Origin of the sequence: Fulvivirga ulvae, from assembly GCF_021389975.1 — a bacterium.
Taxonomy (GTDB): domain Bacteria; phylum Bacteroidota; class Bacteroidia; order Cytophagales; family Cyclobacteriaceae; genus Fulvivirga; species Fulvivirga ulvae.
This window is the reverse complement of sequence record NZ_CP089981.1, coordinates 6,528,627-6,555,353: the sequence shown is the minus strand read 5'-3', so window position 1 is coordinate 6,555,353 and position 26,727 is coordinate 6,528,627. Positions and strand designations below refer to the sequence as shown.

Sequence of the window (26,727 nt, the reverse complement as noted above, 5' to 3'; positions counted from 1 at the left end):
GTGTTAGAGAAATGGAATTTTGAATATTTCCACTACTTCCCAGTAGAGTCTCTTACTTCCGAGTAGAGTCTCTCGCAGAGGACTCTACGTCCTTCGGAGGCAAGGACTTATTGGATTGAATTTCAGGTTGTGGGACAATGAAAAATCCCACATCTCACATTTCAAATCGCATTATTAAAAAATGGAATTACTAAAGATATATCAGGACCTCTCCAGGGGGAAACTTACACAGCAAGAGGCATTGGAGAAGATCAAGGCAATAAAGCAGCGGGAGCAAAGCGCAGGCGCGGGCAGGCTGTTGGCCAAGCCGTCCTGGGAGCAGGCTTCGGCGAGCACACCTTCAGGGGCCGGGCCGGAGTATGCTGAGCATCATGTGGTTTTGTGTGAGATGCCTCACCTCAAAAGCAAGTCCCTGAGTACGAGACTTGCCAATAGCCACGTATTACAGTTGTCTGCTGATAGCCAAAAAAACATTGCCGGGCGATACAGTCACTACGCCCTGACATGTTTCGAACTGGTCCGTAAAATACTGAGCAGCAAGCCGGAAGGAAAAGTGCTCATGCAATTGGTAATAGCCAACCACGAAGAGCAGACCATTTTTGCAGGGCTTTCAGGTTTACTAAAAACCGCCGGTTTGGAAAATCCGCAACTGGTTCATCAGGTCATGATCACTGACCCCAAAATTAGTGAAGATGAACTGGTGACTCAACTGAAAGCCAACCAGGCCGAACAGCAAAATACATTAATTAAATATGAGCATGGCACACGGTATGTCATGCAACTGAAAGAGATAAATGCTAATCAGAAGCAGTCTAAAATTGCTTTCAAAGATCAGGGAGTTTACATCATCACCGGCGGACTCGGAGGCTTGGGTGTAGTATTCACCAAAGAACTCCTCAGGCAGACGTCCAGAGCCAGGGTTATCCTGACGGGCCGTTCTGAACTGACCGCAGAAAAGCAAGCCATTTTGGAGGCATTGCCTGTTGGCAAACATACCGTTGAGTATCAGCAAATGGATATGAATGATGCGGCACAGGTTAAAAAGACCATAACATCTATCATCAAAACACATCAGCAGCTCAATGGGATCATTCATAGTGCAGGCGTGGCCTTTGATAATTTTATCCTCAAAAAATCAAACGAAGAGTTTGAGAAAGTACTGGCCCCTAAAGTATCCGGTACATTGAACCTGGACGAAGCTACCAAAGATATTGACCTCGATTTTCTGGTGCTGTTTTCATCCATCACCGCTATGATGGGCAATGTAGGACAGTCAGATTATGCCGTAGCCAATGGATTTATGGATCACTTTGCCACCTATCGCAACCAGCTCGTGGAGGCAGGTCAGCGGAATGGACAGACCCTGTCTATCAACTGGCCACTCTGGCAGGAGGGCGGTATGCAGATGGCTGGTGAAACCCGGGAAGCATTGCGCAAGACTTTTGGTATGCACCCCATGCCCGCCAGCAGTGGCGTATTTACATTTCATTATGGTTTGCAATCAGGCTATAGCCAGACGATGGTGATGCAAGGTGATCTGGCAACGATGCGCAAAGCCCTTCTTGAAAATCAACAAACCAAAGAAAAGGCAGTTCCTGCATCATCACGTATGGAGTGGGACGTTGCAAAAGTCAGCCCTGAAAACCTCACGGAGCAAACACAGGAATATTTACGCAAGCAGTTTGCCGTGGTGCTGGGGCTTTCGGCTGACAAAATTGATCCACAGGCAGCCCTGGAGAAATATGGTATTGATTCCATATTGGCCATGAGCCTGACTGCACAACTGGAAAAGACCTTTGACGCTTTGCCTAAAACCCTCTTTTTCGAATATCAAACCATTCAGGAGCTCACTGAGTACTTTATCAAGTATCACATCGATAAATTATCCGGCCTCTTTGCCACAGGTAAAAGAGCTCAGGAAGTCCCGGTAGAGATACAGCAGGGGCCAATAACCAGAAACATTAGCAAAAGACGATTAAGCCGCAGACGACATACTGCTGCTTCAAAACCTACCAGCAGAAAGACCCATGACGATGATCCGATAGTGATTGTCGGTCTGAGTGGTCGCTACCCCGAAGCTGCCAATATTGAAGCCTACTGGCGCAACCTTCGGGACGGGAAAGACTGTATCACTGAAGTACCTAAAGACCGTTGGGACTGGGAGGAATACTACAGTGAAGACCGCACCAAAACAGGGCAGCATTTCAGCAAATGGGGAGGTTTTATTGAAGGTGTAGACGAGTTTGATCCCCGCTTTTTCAATATTTCACCCAGAGAAGCCGCCTCTATCGACCCACAGGAGCGCCTGTTTTTACAGCACGCCTGGATGGCTGTAGAGGATGCAGGCTACACCAGAGCCAGCCTGCAGATCGCTCATGAGGATGATATGGCTGGTCAGGTAGGTGTTTATGTAGGAGTGATGTACAGCGAGTATCAGCTATTTGGTGCAGAGGAAAGCATGCGAGGCAATCGCATGGGGATTTCCGGCAGCTACGCCAGCGTGGCCAACAGGGTATCCTATTTTCTGAACCTCCATGGCCCCAGCATGACCATCGATACCATGTGTTCCTCATCACTGACAGCCATTCACATCGCCTGTCAGGACCTGAAAGAAGGACGCACCAACCTGGCCATTGCCGGAGGGGTTAATGTAAGCATCCATCCCAACAAATACCTGATGCTCAGTGCCGGGCAGTTCATTTCCAACGATGGCCATTGCCAAAGCTTTGGCGAAGGGGGCGACGGATATATCCCGGGTGAAGGCGTAGGAGCCGTAGTGCTGAAACGCCTGTCAGAAGCTAAAAGAGATGGCAACCACATTTATGGAATTATCAAAGGCAGCTCACTGAACCACGGGGGAAAAACCAATGGTTACAGTGTGCCTAACCCTAAGGCGCAGGCAAGCGCGATTACAAGAGCTTTAAAGGAAGCCGGTACCGACCCGCGCCATATCAGCTACATAGAAGCCCACGGCACAGGTACCAAACTCGGAGACCCGATCGAGATAGCGGCCCTTACCAGGGCCTTTCATCAAAACAATGAAGATAAAGGCTACTGCCTCATAGGCTCAGCCAAGTCCAACATAGGGCATTGCGAATCAGCAGCCGGTATTGCCGGGCTTACCAAAATATTACTACAGATGCAGCACAGGAAGATCGTACCTTCGCTGCATTCCAAACGGTTGAATCCGCATATTGATTTTGAAAAAACGCCATTCACCGTTAACCAGACCTTAACAGATTGGGAGCAACCTCAAATCAACGGTGAGGTATTGCCCCGGATAGCAGGTATATCTTCTTTCGGTGCAGGAGGCTCAAATGCCCACATCATTATAGAAGAGTATCCGGTTACAGAAAAGGCAAGTGTGCTGAATGGTGCTAAAATAATCATTCCGCTATCTGCAAGAACAGCAGACCAGTTGAAGCAGAAGGCCCATGACCTGCTTGAGTTCATCCATTTATCAGAGCAGGAAGACAGGCCGGTGGACCTGGAGGCCATGGCATATACCTTACAGGTTGGTCGTGAAGCCATGGAAGAGCGTTTGGGCCTTGTGGTCAGCTCACCGGACCAACTGGCAGAGAAGCTACAGGCTTACCTCAGCGGTCGGGAAGGTATCGAAGACTTTTATCAGGGACGTGTAAAACGCAGTCAGGACTCCGTACAGATGTTCGCCACAGAGGCAGACATGCAACAAACCGTAGCCAATTGGGTAGCCGATAAAAAGCTGAGCAAACTCCTTGACCTCTGGATCAAAGGAGTGGAACTGGATTGGCAAAAGCTTTATGGGGCATCCCGTCCTAAAATTATCAGTCTGCCGGCTTATCCTTTTGCCAGAGAGCGTTACTGGGTGGATATCTCAGAAACACCGCTGCTATCAGGAGCTACATCTGCAGTGGTTTTGCACCCATTGGTACATACCAATTCATCCGACTTCACCCAGCAAAGCTACAGCTCTGTTTTCAGGGGAGATGAATTCTTTGTGTCTGATTATCAATTGAATATCGGTGGTCTGCAAAAAGCATTTCCGGCAGTGGCAACCCTTGAAATGGCGCGGGCAGCTATTGAGCAGTCGTTGCCAGCGCAAGAAGAGCCATATGTGCTGGAACTGCGCAACATCGTTTGGGCTGACGCTGCCGTAGTCAGCAACAACTGGCAGCTCAACATTGCTTTGTTTGCCCAGACATCAGACACCGTTGATTTTGAAATTTACAGCATTGAGCAAAACGGAGAGGTTGTACATTGTCAGGCACAGGCAATGGCTACCCGTCAACCTTCTCCGGCTGCTCTTAATCTCGCACAGCTCGGAGGCCAGATGAACAGCGCTCAGGTGACTGCACAAAGCCTTTACACGGCCTTTAATAGCATGGGGCTGGCTTATGGAGCATCTTATCAGGCCATCAACACCATCTATAAAGGCAGCGGACAACTGCTGGCACACCTGAACTTGCCTGAAGCCGTAGAGCAAAACCGAGAACAATACATACTGCATCCGTCTATGGCCGAGGGAGCCTTACAGGCGGGTATAGCTTTGCTGACAGACATTCAACAGCCTTTGGCGCGGCCGCTGCTGCCAGACAGCATGGATTCCATAAGCTTGCTCAGTAGCTGTACCGAAGAAATGTATGCCTGGGTACGCCACTCAAATGACAGTCAGAACAAGGTCGATATTGACCTGTGTGATGCGCAGGGCAAAGTATGTGTACAAATGCGCGGAGTTAGCTACTATCAGGAGGCGGTAAGCGTGGCAGAGCAGCCATTGCAGCAACAAGCCGCACCGGTTCAGCAACCTGTATCAGCGCACCAGCCTGCGACAAAGTCGGTAAAATCAGAGCCCAGGCAAATACACATAACACCCCCGGCAGGGAAGAATTCTGCTTCAAAGGGTTTGCCTGTAGCTCAAAAATTTGAGAAAGTATCCCTGAAAAAGCCATCTAATGTATCATTGGTGACCCCGGAGACCCTGAAATTGGACCGGGTATCTACACCAAAGGCAGTGATCAGCCTGTCCAGCACTTCGGCAGGGATGACCAAGGCAACACCATCCACCAACGGAGCTTCTTATATAAGCCTGTTTGATAAGGGTAATGGCATCTACGAGTTGAAAATAAATGCCAAAGACAATACCCTTTCCCGGGAAGTAGCAGCACAATTGGTGCATGCCCTCGGCTACGTCAGGCAACTGGAAGTAGTAAAAGTACTGATGCTGAGCGGAAGCGGTTCTGTGTTCCTGCAAGGAGCCAGAGAAGAATTTAACGTTGCCATAGAAGAAAACCTGTACCAAACCCTGGCATCATTTCCTTGTCCATTGGTAGCAGTCATGCAGGGAGATGCCACGGGGGCAGGTTTTATGGTGGCTGCATTGAGCGACTTTATGGTCGGTAGCGAAGAGCGCAACTACACTTACAAAGCGGAAGGTTTACTGTCCACCGCAAGTGAAGAAAGTGTGCTTACAGAGCGCTTTGGAGAAGCTTTTGCAAAGGACATGCTATACCAGTCCACAGCAAAAACGGGCAGGGAGCTGAAGGCCAATGGCTGGAGTTTTCCTATTGTACCATCAGCAGAAGTGGAGGCTTATGCTGAAAAATTAGCAGAAGACCTGGCCAGCAAATCAGCCACATCCCTGAGCCTGCTTAAGCAGCACTTAGGCCGGCATATACTGGCAGAAGCTGAAAAGCTCAAGGCAGTAGCAAATTTAAAAGCCGAAAAGAAAGCCTCAGCAAGTCATCAAATCACCAGCAAAACCAAACTACTTAAAGTAGAAGTAGGAGAGCAGGTGCTGACTCTGAATATTTCGAAAAGCAAGAAGAAAGATAAGTTAAAAGATATAGCATCAGGCCTGTCCGGTATCTTCGGCCAGATCGAAAAAGGCAAATACTACAACGCCGTTATACTGACCAGCGATGATGCTGAATATATTTCCGGAGGTAATTCAGACCAGGTTATTGAAATTCTGAATATCCTGAATGCATCGCCCGTACCGGTAATCGCTGCTACAGCAGGGGCAATCGATGCGGGCTGGCTGATCAGCCAGTCATGCGATACCTGTATCTATCAGGAGAAAGGCACCTATTCGGCAACCGGCCTTTTACAAGACACTAAGCTGGCTGGCATGGCTACCATGATATTCAGCGACAGACTGAATCACTATCTTGGCAAGGAGATATTGCTTACGGGCAAATCATTGACCGGTGCAGCGCTAAAGCAGACAGGAGGCATAGTGGTCTCGAAAGATGTACAGTCAGAGGCTCAGCAACTGGCTCAGCAGTGGACCCAACTGCCGTGGGAAGCCGTAAACTCCTGGAAGAAGGAGAGAGCAGCAGCCATAACCGCAGCGCAAAAGCAATTACCAGAGTGGGTGGAGATAGAAGGGAAAACCTCAGGCACCTTACCTGAATTAGCAACGGCCATCAAGCTCAGGTCATCCGTGATTAAAGCCACGGTTCATCCTGAAGGTATTGTAGAAGTAAGGATGGAAGACCGGGAGGCGAAGAACATGTTCTCTCCGGCATTCATCGAAGGCATGGTAGAGGTTTTCGAACATATCGATAAGACCCCTGGGTATAAAGTGGTAGTACTCTCCGGGTACGACAGTTACTTTGCATCAGGCGGAACCAAAGAAAGCTTGCTCGCCATTCAGGAAGGCAAGGCCAAATTCACTGATACCAAGATCTTCCAGTTAGCACTGAACTGTAAGCTTCCGGTCATTGCGGCCATGCAGGGCCACGGCATCGGGGCGGGATGGTCTATGGGTATGTTTGCAGACTTTACCCTGTTCAGTGAAGAGAGCCACTATGTAAGCCCATACATGAACTACGGCTTCACTCCCGGAGCAGGAGCCACCATGATATTCCCTGATAGAACAGGGTATGACCTGGCCCGCGAGACCTTAATGACAGCCGTTGAGTACTCAGGCAGTGAGCTAAAAGAGAAAGGCTTATCGTTACCGGTACTGCCCAGAAAACAAATGCTCTCCGCTGCCTTTGAGCTGGCAAAAGAGATTGCAAAACACTCCCGCAGCAGCCTGATAGCCTTCAAGCATCAGGTGACCAGGCATCTATACGATCTGCTCGATGAAACACTGAGCAGTGAACTGGACATGCACGAGAAGACCTTTGTAGGCAAGACGGATACACTGAACCAGATAGAAAGCAACTTTTATAGTGCTTCCGGAGAGGTGCAGCCGCAGGCATTGCCGGTAGAGCAGGCACCTGCTCAGGTTCCGAAAAGTACTGCTTACAGCACCGATGCCTTGCCCGAAATCATCAACAGTCTCAAAAAGCTGCTGGCTAAAGAACTGCACATGCAGGTGGATGAGATCGATGAAGACAGTCAGTTTGTAGACCTTGGGCTGGACTCTATTATCGGCGTAACGTTCATCCGTAAGATCAGCGATAAATATAATATTCCATTACAGGCCACAATCGTGTATAGCTACTCCACGATTGCCAAACTGGCCGGTCATGTGAAGGAAGAAGCTGAAAAACTGGGTACACTGGTCAGTGAGCCTGCTGCTCCTGCGGTGGTTGAAACGCCAGTTGAAACACCACAGGTAAACACCGGTACTACATCTGATGCCGATGTGCTTCCCGAAATCATTAACAGTCTCAAAAAGCTGCTGGCTAAAGAGCTGCACATGCAGGTGGATGAGATTGATGAAGACAGCCAGTTTGTAGACCTCGGGCTGGACTCCATCATTGGAGTAACCTTCATTCGCAAGATCAGTGATCAGTACAATATTCCGCTACAGGCTACTATTGTTTACAGCTACTCCACCATCGCGAAGCTTAGCCGGCATGTGAAAGAGGAAGGAGAACGACTGGGCACGATAGTCAGTAAGCCGGCGACACCTGCGCCAGCCCCGGTAGAAACTCCTGCCGCACAGGCTGCCAGAAAAGTGATCACCAAACTGGCCGGAAAGAAACTGGAGTCATGGCGCAATGGCGCAACCTTAAGAACGACTTCAACAGCCAAAAGGTCTAACCAGTCTCAGACCATCGCAGTGGTGGGTATGGCCGGTCAGTTCCCTGAAGCCAAAAACGTAGAAGAGTTCTGGCAAAATATTGCTCAAGGCAAAAACTGTATCAGCGAAATACCTCAGGAGCGTTGGGATATCCACAAATACTTTCACGAAGGCGATCCCGTACCTGGGAAAACGACCAGCAAATGGATGGGACAATTGGAGGAATATGATCTTTTCGATCCGTTGTTCTTCACCATTTCGCCCATTGAAGCAGAAAGCATGGACCCGCAGCAACGTTTGTTTTTACAGAGCTGCTGGCACGCGATAGAAAATGCAGGCTACAATCCGCATGCATTATCCGGTAGCAAATGTGGAGTCTATGTAGGATGTGCCTATGGCGACTATCAGAACTTATCCCGGGAGCAACAGCTAAGTGCGCAAGGCTTTACCGGAGGTTCTACTTCCATACTGGCAGCGCGTGTATCTTACTTCCTGAACCTGCAAGGGCCCTGTATATCTATGGATACCGCATGTTCATCCTCACTCGTGGCTATAGCCAATGCCTGCGACAGCCTCGTAGCCGGTAGCATTGACTCCGCCCTGGCAGGTGGCGTTTATGTGATGGGTGGCCCCGATATGCACATCAAAACATCCCAGTCAGGCATGCTGTCACCGGACGGTAAATGCTATACCTTCGATCAGCGCGCCAATGGCTTTGTGCCGGGTGAAGGCGTAGGGGTAGTCATGCTCAAAAGGCTTGAAGATGCTGAAAGAGATAATGACAATATCCTGGGCACGATCCGGGGATGGGGTGTAAATCAGGATGGTAAAACTAATGGAATTACTGCTCCTAATACCGAATCACAGATCTTTTTGGAGCAGCAGGTCTATGACCAGTTCAAGATCGACCCGAATGACATTCAACTTGTTGAAGCGCACGGTACCGGCACCAAGCTGGGAGATCCGATTGAGGTAGACGGATTGAAGAGGTCGTTCAAAAAATATACTCAGGAAAAGGAATATTGCGCATTAGGTTCTGTAAAGAGCAACATAGGCCACTGCCTGACCGCAGCAGGTGTAGCAGGCTTCATCAAAGTGCTGCAAGCCATGAAGCACCAACAGTTGCCACCAACGATAAATTTTGAACAATTAAACGAACATATCAGTCTTGATAACAGTCCTTTCTTCGTGAACACTGAGCTGAGAGACTGGAAAGTGAAAGAAACCAAACAACGGCTTGCAGCTATCAGCTCATTTGGTTTTAGTGGTACCAATGCCCATCTGGTTTTGGGAGAATATGTTCCTCAGTCCGTAACCATGAAAAAACCGGTTCAGGTCATCACCCAGAATGATGAGCACATGATCCCGCTTTCGGCCAGGTCTGAAAAGCAACTGAAGCAAAAAGCTTATGACCTGCTGAGATACATTGAAAAAGAGCGTGAATCTATCGACCTGGTAGAAATGGCCTACACCCTGCAAGTGGGCAGGGAAGCTATGGAAGAACGGCTGGGCTTTATGGCAGGCAGCGTAGACCAGTTGGCTCAAAAACTTAGGGCCTATATGGAAGGAGAAGAGGAAATAACCGGCATGTATCAGGGCGAGGTGAAGAAAAATAAAGAAGGCCTGCGCATTATCAGCAACGATGAAGACATGCGCGAAGCCATCATCAAAAACTGGATCGCTCAAAAGAAACTGTCGAAACTTCTGGATTTATGGGTTAAAGGACTCAACCTCGACTGGAGCAAGCTTTATGGTGAGAATAAACCTAAACGCATGAGCCTGCCGGTATATCCGTTTGCCAAAGAGCGGTATTGGATTGAAATGAGTGATGAAGCCCACATGATTGCCAACGGTAAGGCAACCGCAGTACTGCATCCATTACTCCATACTAACACCTCTGACTTTAGCAGGCAGAGCTACAGTGCTACTTTTAACGGCGAAGAGTTCTTCTTAAGAGACCATCAGGTATACAAACAGAAAGTACTTCCCGGAGTGGCATATCTTGAGATGATCCGGGAAGCGATCAGGCGTTCGATGCCTGAGTCAACCGCATCATCTGTGCTGGAATTGCACAATATTGGCTGGATTCAACCTTTCAGTGTGAACGACAGAAAGCAAATCAATGCAGCCCTGTACCTGGATGATTCCGGCCTGGTGGAGGGCGACCTGATATACTATGAAATATTCAGTGATCAGGAAGGCGAAGAAGCCACCCATTTTCAGGGACAGGCCATATTCAGCGATAGGGCGGAGGCCGAAAAACTGGATATAGCGCAACTCAGAGCGCAGATGAAAGCGGGAAAACTGGAGCGCAGCAATATATACTCGGCGTTCACCCAAATGGAACTTTACTATGGCCCGGCACATCAGGGAATAGAGGCTATCTACAAAGGAGAAGGACAGGTAATGGCAGATCTTACGCTTCCGGCAGCAGTTGAAAATGAACAGGAAGGCTACATACTGCACCCGAGCCTGATGGACAGTGCTTTGCAAGCGTCTATTGGTCTGTTCCAGGGATTGGATCAGGTGCCATCGCAGCCTATGCTGCCTTTTGCGCTGGAGTCATTGAGCATTATCTCAGCCTGCACCAAAAAGATGGTTGCCTGGGTGAGGTACTCGCCCGACAGCGACCCGGATGGCAGAGTGACCAAACTGGACATCGACCTTTGTGATGAAGATGGCAACGTATGTGTGCAGATCAAGGGGTTTGCCTTCCGGGTAATGGAGAACAATAATAAACCGATACATACTACCAATGGCTCAACAAGCCAAAGACATGACAGTACAGCACAGTTTGATGATGCGTACTATCAGAAACTTATTCAAAGTGTACTGAATAAGGAGCTTTCAGATGAAGAAGCCATAGAACTGGTTTAGCCCATGGCCTTTTTGTCTCAAGTTTAAACAGACATAGCAATTAACAGAAGTATCCCGTAGGGATAAAACATAGGTAGCCCGGGGTGAAGCCCCGGGATAAAGTTTAAAATATACATTGCGCCACATTCAAGCCATGAAAAAGGAGAAGGCTGTCTTGGCGCACCCGTTTGTCACTGACATCTCTTGGCACTCAATACATGCATGTGTGCCAAAGAGGCAAAAACATAAAACTTTCTTCTGATGAAGAAGCAACAGAATCGGTTTAAAAACCGATTCCCGGGAAAAATTTAAAGGAAAAGATGAAAGAAAACCTAAAAAAGATATTTCAGGATATTTCGAGGGGAAAGCTTACGCAAACAGAAGCATTAGAGCAGATCAAAGCAATTAAGCTACAGGAGCAGGGTAAAGCTACAGGTACAAAGCTTTCCAGCCCCATATGGAAAGCCGGCATGCCATCGCCTGCTGATCAGGTGGAATATGCCCAAAGACATATAATCCTTTGCGAATTGCCCGAAGTTAGTGGTAAAGCACTGGAGACTGCACTTCCCGGAAGTCAGGTTTTGACTTTACAGGCTACATCGCAAACCAACATCGCAGCTAAATATGAAAGCCATGCACTGGCCTGCTTTGAGCATATCAAACAGGTCCTTTCCGGTAAACCTCAGGGGAAAATACTGATTCAGCTAGTCATTGGCGGGGAAGCAGAGCATGCCGTTTTTGCCGGTCTTTCCGCGTTATTGAAAACAGCAGGCCTTGAAAATCCTAAAGTAACCGGACAGGTGATCATCACCCAATCCGGGGTGAAGGCGGAACAATTGGCTGCGCAACTGAAAGAAAACCAGTCCACCCCTCACGATCAGATCATAAAATATGAGCAGAGCACCCGCCATATTCTGAAAAGCGAAGAAGTGGAGGCCGGTGAGATCAGCCCTAAAGTTGTTTTCAAAGACCAGGGAGTATATCTGATCACCGGAGGTATGGGAGGTTTAGGAATCTTATTTGCTAAAGAGATCCTGAAGCAAACAACCCGTTCCAGGATCATCCTCACTGGGCGTAACCCCCTAACTGCGGAAAGGAAGAAAGTACTGGAAGCATTGCCGGCTCTAAAGAATAAAGTGGAGTACCACCAGCTCGACCTCAACAACGCCGATCAGGTCGGTAAGCTTATAGCCAAAATCAATGGAGAAGGTAAACTCCTCTGCGGAATCATCCACTGTGCAGGCATGACCGCTGATAACTTTATCATCAAAAAGTCTGGCAAAGAATTCAGCAAAGTGCTTGCCCCTAAAGTAGCCGGAACCTTCAATCTCGATGAAGCCAGCAAAGATCTTGATCTTGATTTTATAGTACTGTTCTCTTCCGTTGCCTCATTGCTGGGCAATGTAGGACAGGCCGATTACGCTGCGGCTAATGGCTTTATGGACCAGTTTGCCGTATATCGCAACCAACTGGTAAATGCCGGACAGCGACAAGGGCACACCCTCTCTATCAACTGGCCGCTTTGGCAGGAGGGAGGCATGCAGATCGATCAGGCCAACCAGGAAATACTGAAAGAAACTATGGATGTACAGCCCCTGGAGACCAGCGCCGGCATGCATGCATTTTATTGCAGCCTGGAGTTAGCTCAGGATCAGGTGTTGGTTGCGAGAGGCAGGATGCCACAACAACTCAATGGAGATAAAGAAGCCGGTTCAAACGTGGAAAAGCACTCGGCAACAACTCAGTTGACAACAAATACAGGCGATCTTTTTGAACAGACCGAGCAGTATCTGTGTCAGGAATTCTCTTCATTGCTCAAGCTGGCATCCCATAAAATTGACCCCCAGGCACCGCTTGAGAATTACGGTATTGATTCCATACTGGCCATGAAATTTACCGGCCAGTTGGAGAAGACCTTTGGCTCACTGTCCAAAACATTATTCTTTGAATATCAAACCATCAGAGAGCTTACAGAGTATTTTGTGAAATCTCATGCGGTGCAGTTGGCAGCCATATTCAATACGGCTACGGATAACGCAGAAAAACCGGTTGAAGCCAGGTCGCAGCCCGAAAAGCAGATGCCTCAAAAGCTGACATCAGGAAAGCGTTTCACCCGTCCACGTCCTTTGGCAGATCAGACAAAGTCCGCACGCCCGGTCAACGATGATCCTATTGCTATCGTGGGGCTGAGCGGTCGCTATCCGGAAGCAGCCAACATAGAGGCCTTCTGGGACAACCTGCGCGATGGCAAGGACTGTATCATAGAAGTGCCCAAAGAGCGCTGGGACTGGCGCGAATACTATAGCGAAGACCGCACAAAAAGCGGATACCACTACAGCAAATGGGGAGGCTTCATTGAAGGAGTAGACGAATTTGATCCCCGGTTCTTCAACATTGCACCCCGGGAAGCCGCAGCCATAGACCCTCAGGAGCGCCTGTTTTTACAGCACGCCTATATGGCTGTTGAAGATGCAGGATATACCCGTACCAGCCTGCAAATCCCTCACAACAAAGGACTGGCAGGTCAGGTAGGTGTTTATGCTGGGGTGATGTACGGAGAATATAACCTGTCAGGCAGTCTGGCAAGTATTGCCAACAGAGTATCCTATGTATTGAACCTTCACGGTCCGAGCATCACACTGGATACCATGTGTTCATCATCCTTAACCGCAATCCATCTGGCCTGTCAGGACCTGAAAGCGGGTCTGACCGATTTGGCTATTGCAGGAGGAGTAAACGTGAGTGTACACCCCAGCAAGTACCTCATGCTCAGCACAGGGCAGTTTATTTCCAGCGATGGTCATTGTCAGAGCTTTGGAGAAGGAGGCGACGGCTACATACCCGGCGAAGGTGTGGGAGCAGTAGTATTGAAAAGATTGTCGGAAGCCAAAAAAGACGGCAACCACATTTACGGGATCATCAGAGGAAGCTCACTAAACCATGGTGGAAAGACCAACGGATACAGCGTGCCCAACCCTAAAGCACAGGCCGATGTGATCAGCCATGCCCTGGCAGAAGCAGGCGTTAACCCACGCCATATCAGCTATATAGAAGCACATGGCACTGGCACAAAACTGGGAGACCCGATTGAAATATCAGCGCTGACCAAAGCCTTTCATCAGAACGATCAGGATACAGCTTATTGTCAGCTAGGCTCTGCCAAGTCCAACATAGGCCACTGCGAATCCGCAGCAGGTATAGCAGGACTTACCAAGATATTATTGCAGATGAAGCACCGTAAAATCGTGCCTTCACTGCATTCAACCCATTTGAACCCGCACATTGACTTTGATAAAACGCCATTCATTGTCAACCAAACCTTAAAGGACTGGGAGCAGCCTGTAGTTGATGGCAAGGCGTTACCGCGTATCGCAGGCATTTCATCTTTTGGAGCAGGTGGGGCAAATGCCCATATCATCATTCAGGAATACACCGAAGCTGAAAGACCGGTATCCCTGAATGGAGAGACCAAAGACATTATTATTCCGGTATCGGCCAGAACGGCCGGACAATTGAAACAAAAGGCACAGGACCTGCTGAAGTTCATTCGTACCTCAGCATCGCAAAACCTGCCTTCAATAGCCTGCACCCTCCAGACAGGCAGAGAAGCCATGGACGAACGTCTGGCGTTCGCAGTGACTTCGATCAGTCAGCTCGAAGAGAAGCTACAGGCTTACGTCGATGATAAGTCCGTGGATGGCCTGTACCAGGGACAGGTGAAACGTGATGCTGCCTATGATGCCGGCATGCAGCAAAAGGTTGGTGAGTGGATTGCAGGCAAACAATGGCCTCAGCTCATGGAAGCCTGGGTTAAAGGCACTGAGGTAGACTGGAACAAGCTTTACAGCAATACAAAACCTAAACTGGTCAGTCTGCCGGTCTATCCGTTTGCCAGAGAGCGTTATTGGAAAGACATCAACACCACAGTTCAGGCGCCCAACCGGTTGGCTGCAGTAGCACTGCACCCATTATTGCATAGAAATATTTCTAACCTGAATGAGCAGGCCTATAGCTCAACATTCAGTGGTGATGAGTTTTTTATAACCGGTCAGCAGGTACTTCCGGAAGCAGCCTATCTCGAAATGGCGAGAGTAGCCATCAGTCAGGCCATGCCCGTACAGGAAGAGCCGTACATCCTGGAGATGCACAATACCGTATGGGCAGGGCCCGCCAAGATTGCAGAGGGTAAACCCGTAAATATTGCTTTACTGGCACAAACTCAGGAGACCGTAAACTTTGAAATATACAGCCCCGAAGCCAAAGAAGATATCATTTATTGTCAGGGACAGGCCGTTATCAGCAAGGAAGCTGCACCTTCGAAGCTGGATATCACCCAACTCCGAAGACAACTAAATGGCGCACAGCGGGCGTCAGCAGATGTTTATGCAGCATTTGGCAGCATGGGACTGGCCTATTCTCCGGCATATCAGAGCATAGCCGTTATTGAGCAGGGCAATGGACAACTACTGGCAAGCCTCAGCCTGCCCGATGACCTTGAAGAAACGCAAAAGGATTTTCAGCTTCACCCGGCATTCGTAGAGGGTGCATTACAAGCCGGTATGGCTTTAATGACAGATTTTAATCAGCCATCATCCGGTGCCTTGCTGCCAGGCAGTATAGACACATTGCGGGTTATTGGCCATTGTACCGGAGAGATGCTTGCCTGGGTTCGTTATGCAGAGGATAGCGCAAAGGCCGATATTGACCTTTGCGATGCACAGGGAAACATCTGCGTACAAATGCTTGGCGTCCGTTATCAGGAGGAGGCTGTAACACCGGTTAGCGTTGAACAGCAGCAAACTGTTGAAAAACAAATGGTTGCAAAAGCTTCAACATCTGCACCAGAGCCGGTACAAACTGCACCGAAGCAGATCCAAATCACTCCACTGGCGGGCAAACCTTCATCCGGTGAGCCGGTATTTCAAAAGTTTGCACAGGTAGTATTGGAGAAACCAACCAATGTTTCCCTGGTAAAGCCTCAGGCAATCAGCGCAAAAGATATCAACCAACCTGTACCGGGCAAAGGGTCAGTGACCCTGGCAGCTACCACATCATCCTCCCGGCAGCAACAAAATGGTAAGGCCACCACAGCTAATTTTGTGAAGCTGTTTGATCATGGCAATGGCCTGTATTCCATTGACATAGATGCGCTCACAAATTATAATACCCTCTCTCACGATCTCGTAGAGCAAGTTTTGAAAGCCGTCGATTTCGTGAAAAAGATTTCATCAGTCAAAGTGTTGATGTTGAGAGGTACCAGCGCCGTTTTCCTGCATGGAGGGAGAGAAGAATACAATGATGCCATCAGCCAAAAACTATATCAGGCCATAGCCTCATTCCCTTACCCCGTAATTGCAGTTATGCAGGGAGGCGCTACCGGCGCAGGCTTCCTGGTAGGAGCTTTGTGCGATTTCATGGTGTGCAGTCAGGAGAGCAAATACTCTTACACCGACCATGAAGAAGGCCTGTTTCCTACAGCACATGAAGAGATTTTATTTAAAGAAAGATTCGGAGAAGCCCTTGCCAGCGACTTCCTGTATCAATCCACCGTATTAACCGGAAAGGAACTGAAAGCCAAAGGATGGAGCTGCCCGGTATTGCCTACCGATCAGGTGGAGGCATATGCTACGGAACTGGCCTCAGACCTTATTGCCAAATCACAAACCGCCCTGAGCCTGCTCAAGCAGCACCTGGGACGTCATATACAGGCTCTGGTGGAACAACTGACCACAGTGGAGCCTGTTGGAGGAGAAGGAAAGATCACCAAAAAGCATAAGCTAACTTCTGCATCTAAATTATTGAAGCTGGAAGATAGTGCGGAGCATGTGCTGATCATCCGCATAAAGAAAAGCAGGAAAAAAGATAAACTGAAAGATGTCGCATCAGGTCTGGAAGAAATCTTTACCCAGGTCAAAAAAGGTGCCCACTACAAGACCATACTACTTGCCAGTGAAGATCCCGGATACCTCACAGCATCAGGTAAAACAAATATGGCAGAAGATGTATTGGCTATTCAAAAGCTGTTGATAGAAGCACCTGTGCCGGTAGTTGCAGCCGTGGAATCTGAAGCAAAAGGCCCGGCCTGGCTGATCGCTCAGTCTTGCGATGCCTGTGTTTACAGCGAAGAAGGAGCGTATTCACTGGAAAATATTTTACAAATACCCAAGTTGGCTAAGCAGGCTGCATTGATTTTTGCAAACCGTTTAGGAAACTATGCCAGCAAGGAGTTATTACTTGCCGGCAAGACCTATTCAGGAGCAGAGTTAATGCAGCTATCCGGCGCCGTTGCCATATCCAAAACAGAAGAAGTACTGACCAGAGCCTTAGCCCTGGCCGGAACATGGGCCGGACTTTCATTGGCATCGGTAACCACTTGGAAAAAGGAGAGAGCCGCTGCACTGGTTAAAGAGATCAGCCAGCTCCCCGGGTGGCCTGATGTCGAAGAGAAACCTTCAAAAGCATTGTCTGAGTCACCAGTCGCCCTTGATCTCAAATCGGAGGTGATCAAAGCTACCGTTCACCCGGAAGGTGTTGTAGAGGTGAAAATGGAAGACAGAGAAGCCAAAAACATGTTCTCCGAAGCATTTATTGAGGGCATGAAGGAAATCTTTGCCCACATTGATCAGTCGGAGGACTACAAAGCTGTCGTATTCACCGGGTATGATAGCTATTTTGCTTCCGGAGGTACCAAGGAAAGTCTGCTGGCCATTCAGGAAGGCAAAGCCAAATTTACTGATACCACCATATTCCAGTTGGCGATGGAATGTAAAGTTCCCGTAATAGCAGCCATGCAGGGGCATGCCATTGGTGCAGGGTGGTCCATGGGGATGTTTGCAGACTTCATGCTACTGAGCGAAGAGAGCCACTACGTGAGCCCTTACATGAACTACGGGTTCACGCCCGGAGCAGCGGCTACACTGATCTTTCCGGATAAAACAGGTTATGACCTCTCCAGGGATACTTTGCTCACGGCCAATGAATATTCCGGAGACGATCTAAAGCGTAAAGGACTGATCCTGCCTGTATTATCAAGAAAGGATATCCATGAAGCGGCATTGACACTGGCCAAACAAATAGCACAAAACCCAAGAAGTGGTTTGGTCGCTGCAAAACTTCAGCTCACCAGGCATCTTAAGGCCCTGCTGGAAGAAACCTACAGCCGTGAGTTGGCTATGCATGAAAAAACATTTGTTGGTCAGGAAGATACCCTGAAACAAATAGAAAGCAATTTCTATAGTGCAGAAAGAACAGCACCCGTGCAGGCCGTGCCCGTTAAGGAAAATGCTGTGATCCATGAGCCGCAGGCAACATCACAAAACCAGGATGCACTGCCGGGGATCATATCAAGCCTTAAAAAGCTGCTGGCCAAAGAACTGCATCTGGAAGTAGATGAAATAGATGAGAACAGCCAGTTCGTCGATCTCGGATTAGACTCTATTGTAGGGGTTACGTTCATTCGTAAGATCAACGACAAGTATGGCACCTCACTCCAGGCAACTGTGGTTTACAGCTACTCCACACTGGCAAAACTTGCCGGACATGTAAAAGAAGAAGCCGAAAAGCTGGGGACCATTGTGAGCCCGCCGGTTGCACAGGAGGTTCAGGAGACGGCTCCGGTACAAACTCCGCAGAATATTCAACCGGCTGCCAATACATCTTCCGTTTCAGATGCGCTGCCGGGAATTATATCGACGCTTAAAAAACTGTTGGCGAAGGAGCTTCATCTGGAAATAGATGAAATAGACGAAAACAGTCAGTTTGTGGATCTCGGACTAGACTCAATCGTTGGGGTAACATTTATCCGCAAGATCAACGACAAGTATGGCACTTCACTTCAGGCCACCATTGTTTACAGCCATTCCACGATTGCCAAACTCAGCGAGCACGTTAAAGAAGAGGCAGAAAAGCAAGGTACGCTTGTTGCTGCACCTGTTGCTCCTACAGCAACTGCTGTTCCGGTCAACACACCGGCAGAGGCTCCAAAGCAAGTGCCTTCAATGCCTGTGATAAGGAAGAAACTCACTTCATGGCGCAACAAATCGGCATTGAGAACAAGCCAGGCCACAAAGTCTGCTTACCAGTCGCAGCCTATTGCAGTTATTGGTATGGCCGGTCAGTTCCCTGAAGCCAAAAATATAGAAGCCTTCTGGCAGAATATTGCTGAAGGCAAGAACTGTATCAGCGAGATTTCACCGAAACGCTGGAGTATGGAAGGCTTCTTCAAAGAAGGAGAAGCGGTTCCCGGAAAATCATACAGCAAATGGATGGGATCGCTGGAAGAGTTTGATCTCTTTGATCCACTCTTTTTCAACATCTCACCGTCCGAAGCAGAAAGTATGGACCCACAGCAGAGACTGTTCTTACAGGCCTGCTGGCATACCATAGAAAACGCCGGGTATGATCCGCAGGCGTTGTCAGGTAGCAAGTGCGGTGTATTTGTGGGCTGTGCGGCAGGAGATTACCTGCAACAGTCTAAACAGCATCAGCTCAGCGCTCAGGGATTTACAGGTGCGGCCAGCTCTATTTTAGCAGCACGCATTTCATACTTCCTGAACCTTCAGGGGCCTTGTATCTCAATTGATACCGCCTGCTCGTCATCACTGGTGGCTATAGCCAATGCCTGCGACAGCCTGATCTCGGGCAGCAGCAACGTAGCACTGGCCGGTGGTGTTTACGTTATGGCTACCCCATCCATGCATATCATGAGTTCTCAGTCAGGTATGCTATCCCCTGATGGCAGATGCTATACCTTCGATCAGCGGGCTAATGGTTTTGTACCGGGTGAAGGTGTAGGAGCCGTAATGCTGAAGCGGCTTGAAGATGCTGAAAGGGATGATGATAATATTCTCGGCGTGATCCACGGATGGGGTGTGAACCAGGATGGTAAAACCAATGGCATTACAGCACCCAATACGGAGTCACAAACGTTACTGGAGCAGCAGGTTTATGACCAGTTCAACATCGACCCGACCAGTATTCAACTGATCGAGGCCCACGGTACAGGTACCAAGCTGGGAGACCCGATAGAAGTGGAAGGGTTGAGAAGATCATTCAAAAAATATACGCAGGAGCAGGAATACTGCGCCCTGGGCTCAGTGAAAAGCAACATAGGCCACTGCCTGACCGCAGCCGGTGTAGCCGGTACCATCAAGGTTTTGATGGCTATGAAGCACAGGCAATTGCCACCCACCATCAACTACACGCAACTGAATGAACATATCAGCCTGAAAGACAGTCCTTTCTATGTTAATACGCAATTGAAAGACTGGAGTGTTAAAAGTACAGAACGCCGTCAGGCTGCTATCAGTGCCTTTGGCTTTAGCGGTACCAATGCCCACATCGTGATGGGTGAGTACATTCCTCAAACTACAACGACAAGGCCCGTACAGGTAGTCACTCAGAACTCGGAGCAGATGATCCCGCTGTCGGCAAAATCGGAAGAACAACTCAGGCAGAAAGCCATTGACCTGATTGAATATATAGGCAAAGCACCTGAAACCGTTGATATAACAGCATTGGCTTATACCCTGCAAGTGGGCAGAGAGGCCATGGATCATCGTTTGGGACTGATGGCTGCTAATGTCAATCAGTTGACAGAGAGGTTACAGACATGGCTGGATAACGAAGATGACCCGGAAAACATCTATCAGGGTCACATAAAAAGAAGTAAAGAAGGGATCAGCATTATCAGCAACGATGCTGATATGAAAGAAACCATCATTGGAAAATATATCGGGAAAAAGAAACTGTCCAAACTCATGGAACTATGGGTAAAAGGACTGGATCTGGATTGGCACAAGCTCTATGGCGAGTTAAAGCCTAAACGCATAAGCCTGCCGCTATACCCATTTGCCAAAGAGCGTTACTGGATTGAAGAGACTGCTGAAAAGCAAGCCCATGCTACAGGTAAGGTTGCCGGGATGCTCCATCCTTTATTGCATAGAAATACCTCAGACCTGCACCAGCAAAGTTATAGCACTACATTCACCCGTGAGGAAACTTTGGTCAGCGAAAATCAGGTAAGCGGCCATAAGGTCATCCCGGCTATGGCTTATCTGGAAATGACCCGTGCCGCAGTATTGCTGGCTGATTCCCCTGCGGATCAATCGGCAGTTACTGAACTGAACAATATCTCCTGGAACCGGCCCATTGTGGTTGCTGACAGCAAGGAAGTTGGCGTAGCGCTGTTTGTCGCTGACATGAAAGGCAGCAGGGAAGAGCTGATAGATGTTGAGCTGTACAGTGAGGAGAACGGAGAGGAAATAACATACTTTCAGGCTCAGGCGAGGTACAGCTATCAAGCTGAAAATACAAGGCTGGAGCTGACAAAGCTGAAAGGACAAATGAGTCAGGCTGCAGCTAGTCCTAAAGACATCTATACCGGACTGTTTGACATGGGCTTTGCCTATGGCCGTGGCTATCAGGCCATCACCGCCATCTACCCGGGCGAGGACCAGTTATTGGCAGAGCTAAGGTTACCACCTTCCGGCGAAAACAATCAGGATAAGTTTATGCTTCACCCGGCAATCATAGAGGGTGTTTTGCAAGCGTGTATCAGCCTGGTAGCCGATAAAGGTGGGGTAGAGCAACCCCTGTTCCCGGCCACGCTGGATACCTTGCGCATAGTATTGGCCTGCACCGGTGAAATGACCGTTTGGGTGCGTACTCAGGGGCAGGGATCTGCTGCTAAGCTGGATATAGACCTCATGGATCAGGAAGGGAATATTTGCGTTGAAATGAGAGGGCTTACATTACAGGATTTTGCAGCAGATGAAGCTGCAGCAAAGATAACAGAGACCGGCAAGGCCATTCCAAGCCATGCGGAGGAAGCCTCACAGCCATTGTTTTTTACAGAACATTGGGAGGATAAGCCGTTGGCATCCAATGGAGTGCAACCTGAAAACAGGCAGGTAATCATTTTTGCGGATGAAGTACTCCAAAAACAATTGACCACAGGTGATGATGCAGTCCTATGGGCAAGCGCTGTCTTCGTACGTCAGGGTAAGAAGTTCGGCCAGGTAGCCGGCAATATTTACGAATGCCGGTTCAATCATGCCAGCGACATTCAGAAGGTATTAAGTGAAGTGAATGATAAATCCAACACACCAATCTCATTGGTATATACCTGGGCTAAAGGCCAAAAAGAAGCTGGCATACACGCATTGTTCAGCCTTTTCAAAGCCATTAAAATATTTAACCAGCCCGTTAAAGTTATTTTAACAGGTCATTATGACCCTTCGATTGCCGATAGCTGTTGGGATTACTCCTGGATCGGTTTTGAGCGGTCGTTAAAGCTCGTACTTCCTCATGTGAAAGTAGCTTTGCTTTACACGGATGCACAGACATTTACACCGCAGCAGTTAATAGATGCCATACACCATCCGGGCATTACATGGTACAGAGGCCAAAGCAGACTGGCATTATCAATAAAATCAACGGAGCGTATTGTTAAAGATCAGCAACCCGTACTGAAAAAGCATGGCGGCTATCTCATCACCGGTGGCAGCGGCAAACTTGGTTATAGCTTTGCACAATACCTGGCTAAAGAATACCAGGCAAAACTTATATTGATGGGCAGAAGCCCGCTTACTTCCGGCATAGAAGAGCAAATAGAAGAACTTAAAAAGGCAGGAGCCAAAGAAGTATACTACAATGCTGTAGATATCAGTGATGAAAAAGCACTGGCGGCCTGGGAGAAAAACCTTCCTTTTGACCTGTCCGGAGTTATTCATGCGGCAGGCGTGGAAGGCACGCAGATGTTCCATGAAAAAACGACAAAAAGCATCAACGAGGTGCTGCAACCTAAATCCACAGGCACCATTTTAATCGATGGTGCACTTCAACAGCACCCGTTGAGCTTTGTCTGCTATTTTTCATCATCGGCAGCTTTACTGGGTGATTTTGGCTCTTGTGATTATGCCATCGCGAACCGGTTCCAGATGGCGTATGCACAACACCGCTGGCAAAACGAACAGGCTAAAGGTAAAACCGTTGTGATCAACTGGCCATTCTGGAAGGACGGAGGTATGGGCAAAGGCGATGCCGAACAGGCAGCCTTCTACCTGAAAAGCAGCGGGCAGGATGTACTGGAAACGGCTGAAGGCCTTGAGATATGGCATGACATCATCAGGACAGGAGAGACACAGACCCTGGTACTGAAAGGTAAACCAAACCGTCTGGAGCAATTCCTAAACCGCATTTACACTGCAGAAGAGCAAACTATAGCAGCAGCTTCGCAAGCTGAAAACCTCCCGACACACATGGGTAAGGGTTGGAAAGTTCAATACCAGGACTTGTCTATAAAGGAATGTATTTATGCTGACCTCACCAGACTCGTCTCTGCAAGCCTGAAAATACCTGCGGCCAAACTGGATGGCGTCACCAACCTGGCAGACTATGGTTTTGACTCTATCAGCTTAACCACATTTGCAAAGCAGTTAAAGGAGTATTTTTCACTTGAAATAACTCCCGCCTTATTTTACAACTATGCGACCATAGAAAAACTAAGCAGTTATTTTATGGACGAACATCAGATACACATGCAGGAGTTCTATCGCAAACCTCAAAGTGAAGTCAGCGATACCCAAAAACAAACACCGGTGATCCAGCCTGTAGTGAACAGGACATCACTGAGGAAGCGCTTCCTGCAATCTTCGGTCAACGGACGTTCATACACTGCAAGATTGGAGCAGGAGCCAATCGCAATTGTCGGTATGTCCGGTCGGTTCCCTAAAGCAGATACGGTAGATCAGTTGTGGTCGCTGCTGGAAAAAGGGGAGAGTGGGGTCAGTGAAATCCCCTTGTCACGTTGGGACTGGCGCGATTACTTCACCGCTCCGGGGCATTCTGGTAATAAAATCAGCACCAATAAAGGTGGCTTCATCAATAACATTGACGAGTTCGATCCGCTGTTTTTTGAGATTACACCAAGGGAAGCAGAAGCAACGGACCCTGGCCAAAGAATGCTTTTAATGGAAGCTTACAAGGCTATAGAAGATGCACAAATAAACCCATCATCACTACGGGGAACCCCGGTTGGCGTATTCGTGGGCATGGAGGAAAGCCAGTACGATGCACTCATTGCCGATGAGCAGGGCGTAGGCAACAGTGGCAATGCCATGATATCGTCCAGGTTATCATACTTCCTGGATTTGCACGGCCCTACTATTGCCACCAACACGGCATGTTCGTCCGGGTTGGTCGCCCTGCATCAGGCGGTGACCAGCCTGCGCAACGGGGAATGCGAATCCGCTCTGGTAGCAGGTATTTCATCCCTGATCCTGTCACCTAAATTCTACGAGAAGATGAGCCAGGCAGGCATGCTCTCGCAAGACGGACAATGCTTTAGCTTTGCTAAAAAGGCCAATGGAATAGGAGCCAGCGAGGCCGTGGTGGTGCTGATGCTTAAACCTTTATCAGCAGCTATTGAGGATGGAAACCCCATTTACGGTACTATCAAAGCCAGTGGTATCAATTTCGACGGTAAGACCAATGGCGTAACCGCTCCAAATGGAAAAAGTCAGGAGGAACTGATCAAACGGGTTTACACCAATCATAACATCAACCCGCAGGATATCTCCCATATAATAGCCCACGGTACAGGCACCAAGCTGGGAGACCCTATTGAGATCAATGCCCTGAATGATGCCTTCAAAAAGCTCAGTAACGGGCAGGCGCGGTCAGGGAAATGTGCCATAACCAGTTGCAAAAGCAATCTTGGACATACCATGGCCGCTTCCGGCCTGGTGAGTGTAGTGAGCATGCTTAAAGGTTTGCAGCATAATAAAATACCTGCCACTATCAACTGCGAAGATGAGAACGACTATATCTCCTGGAAAGACAGCCCATTCTACATCAACAAGACCACAAAAAAATGGGACAGAGCAGATGACAGGCCACGGATGGGCGGAATAAGCTCCTTTGGCCGTAGTGGCACCAATGCCCATGTGGTAGTAGAAGAATATGTGCCGCAACAACCTGTTCAGCCTGTTGTGGCTACCCATCCCGGAGATGGTACTCAGGTTATCATTGCCCTGTCGGCGAAGTCTGATGAACAACTGCACCAAAAAGCAGGCGACCTGCTGGATTTCATCAGTACCAAAAAGCAGGACATTGACCTGCTCGCACTCGCCTATTCGCTTCAGGTTACCCGTGAAGCCATGGAAGTGCGGTTAGGGCTGATCGTGGGTTCTGTTGAAGAACTGAAAGACAAACTACAAGCTTATCGCAATGCGGAAAAAGGGATTGAAGGTGTCTATCAGGGAGAGGTAAAACATAATGATACATCCGTCTCTATATTCAACGTGGATGCTGACCTGCAAGAGACCATTGAAAAGTGGATAACCCATAAAAAGCTCTCCAAACTGCTGGAACTATGGGTGAAAGGCCTGGAACTGGACTGGAACAAACTCTATGGTGAGGTCAAACCTCAGCGCATCAGCCTTCCCAAATATCCGTTTGCCAAAGAGCGGTACTGGGTCAAAAAGACAACTTCAAGGCAGATCGTTGAAAGCAAGCCAGCTTCCGGAAGTGATAATTTTGAAATCATAGAAGACCTCATCAATCAGATCGAAAGTGAGTCCATTGAAACCGACGAGGCTGTCAGCTTATTAAAAAACATAGCATACACTAAATAAAATACCTTAAGATAAACCAACTATGCAAAGTAATAGCGAAACCATCATACCCTTGCTGGATGAAGAATCATCCATGATCATCAAAGGCGAAAACGGCATAACCACCATTACATTTTATAAAGGAGACAAGGGGCCTGCAACAGATTTTGTAAGGGCAAGATTGAAGGAAATCGTAAAGGTCAATCCCTGGCTGGCCGGAAGGTTGATCAAAAACAAAAAGCACAAAAATGTACAGCTTGCCTACCCGACAGGCACGTTGTCAGACGAGCATATCCATCAGATCCTTCACCCACATCCGGCGACCATTAAGGTTGGTTCGGAAATGGGTTACGAAGAATTGTTCAAAGAGGCCAAATCTGCCATCATTGAAAAAGGAGGTCAGCTTATCAATAAGCCCGGCGTCATCAGCCGCCTTACCATAGTGCCCGATATGCATACTGAAAATGGATTTGCGCTTATTTTCTCTATTTCACACATGGTTGCCGACGGCTATACTTATTACAGGATCTTTAATCAGCTATTTACCAGCGGGCCTGTAGAGCAACTGGAAGTAAAACGTAAGCAGGATGCCGCCAATAAAGTTACCGATGTGGTAGGGCAGAAGTCCTTCAAATTTTTCCATTCCGCACCCTTTGTGATGAACATGATAAAAGGTGCCCTTTTTGGTAAAAAGACAAAATGCTACGGTTTTTATGTAGAGCCCGACAGGATCACCTCTGCCAAAAACCAGGTGAACGGACATTCAGGGGTTGAGTATATCTCTACCAACGACATTATCAGCTCAAGCTTTGCCAAAGTGACCGACTCCCGCATCTGCATTATGGCCGTTAATCTGCGAAGCTGGGTAAAGGACATCAGCCGTGACGATGCCGGAAACTACGCCGGTGGCCTGCTATTTGACAATGACACCAGCCACAACCCGGTAGGGATCAGAAAAGCTTTTCAGGCAGGATTGCCGGTACCAGCCGCGTCCAGGCCCCTTCCCAAATTCGGCGAAGCCCTGCGCTGCAAAGTCAGCCTGATCAGTAGCTGGAGCGATTTCCAGGAAAGCCACGATCTGGAAGGTTGCGAGCAGGTACTACACCTGCCATTATACGACGCCAAACAAGCTTTCCCACTGGACTCAGCCGTAGTATTCCGGGCAAAACCAGATAAACTGGCCGTCATGTATTTTGCCAAAACCGTAGAACGCGAAGACCTTCTATCCACCTGCGAAGTAGGCGAAACACTCTCGGAAAAGACTTTTATGTAAAGTGAATGAACTTTAATCCCGAC

At 48.5% G+C, this 26,727-nt stretch carries 3 protein-coding genes; all 3 read left to right on the top strand.

Translation table 11 applies throughout. The features are described 5' to 3' along the window. Positions 1-181 precede the first annotated feature (181 nt). The 3 genes from LVD17_RS26945 (at position 182) to LVD17_RS26935 (ending at position 26,704) form a co-directional block, all read left to right on the top strand. Entirely contained in the window at positions 182-10,837 is a 10,656-nt protein-coding gene (locus LVD17_RS26945; protein ID WP_233763268.1) for an SDR family NAD(P)-dependent oxidoreductase, read from the top strand. A gap of 299 nt (positions 10,838-11,136) precedes the next feature. Continuing rightward, positions 11,137-25,452 carry an SDR family NAD(P)-dependent oxidoreductase gene (locus LVD17_RS26940; RefSeq protein WP_233763266.1) on the top strand — a complete coding sequence of 4,772 codons (14,316 nt, stop codon included), beginning with the start codon at positions 11,137-11,139 and terminating at the stop codon, positions 25,450-25,452. A 22-nt stretch (positions 25,453-25,474) separates the two neighbouring features. Then, positions 25,475-26,704, top strand: a complete 1,230-nt coding sequence (locus LVD17_RS26935) for a hypothetical protein (RefSeq protein ID WP_233763264.1) — start codon at positions 25,475-25,477, stop codon at positions 26,702-26,704. The last annotated feature ends 23 nt before the right edge of the window (positions 26,705-26,727 follow it).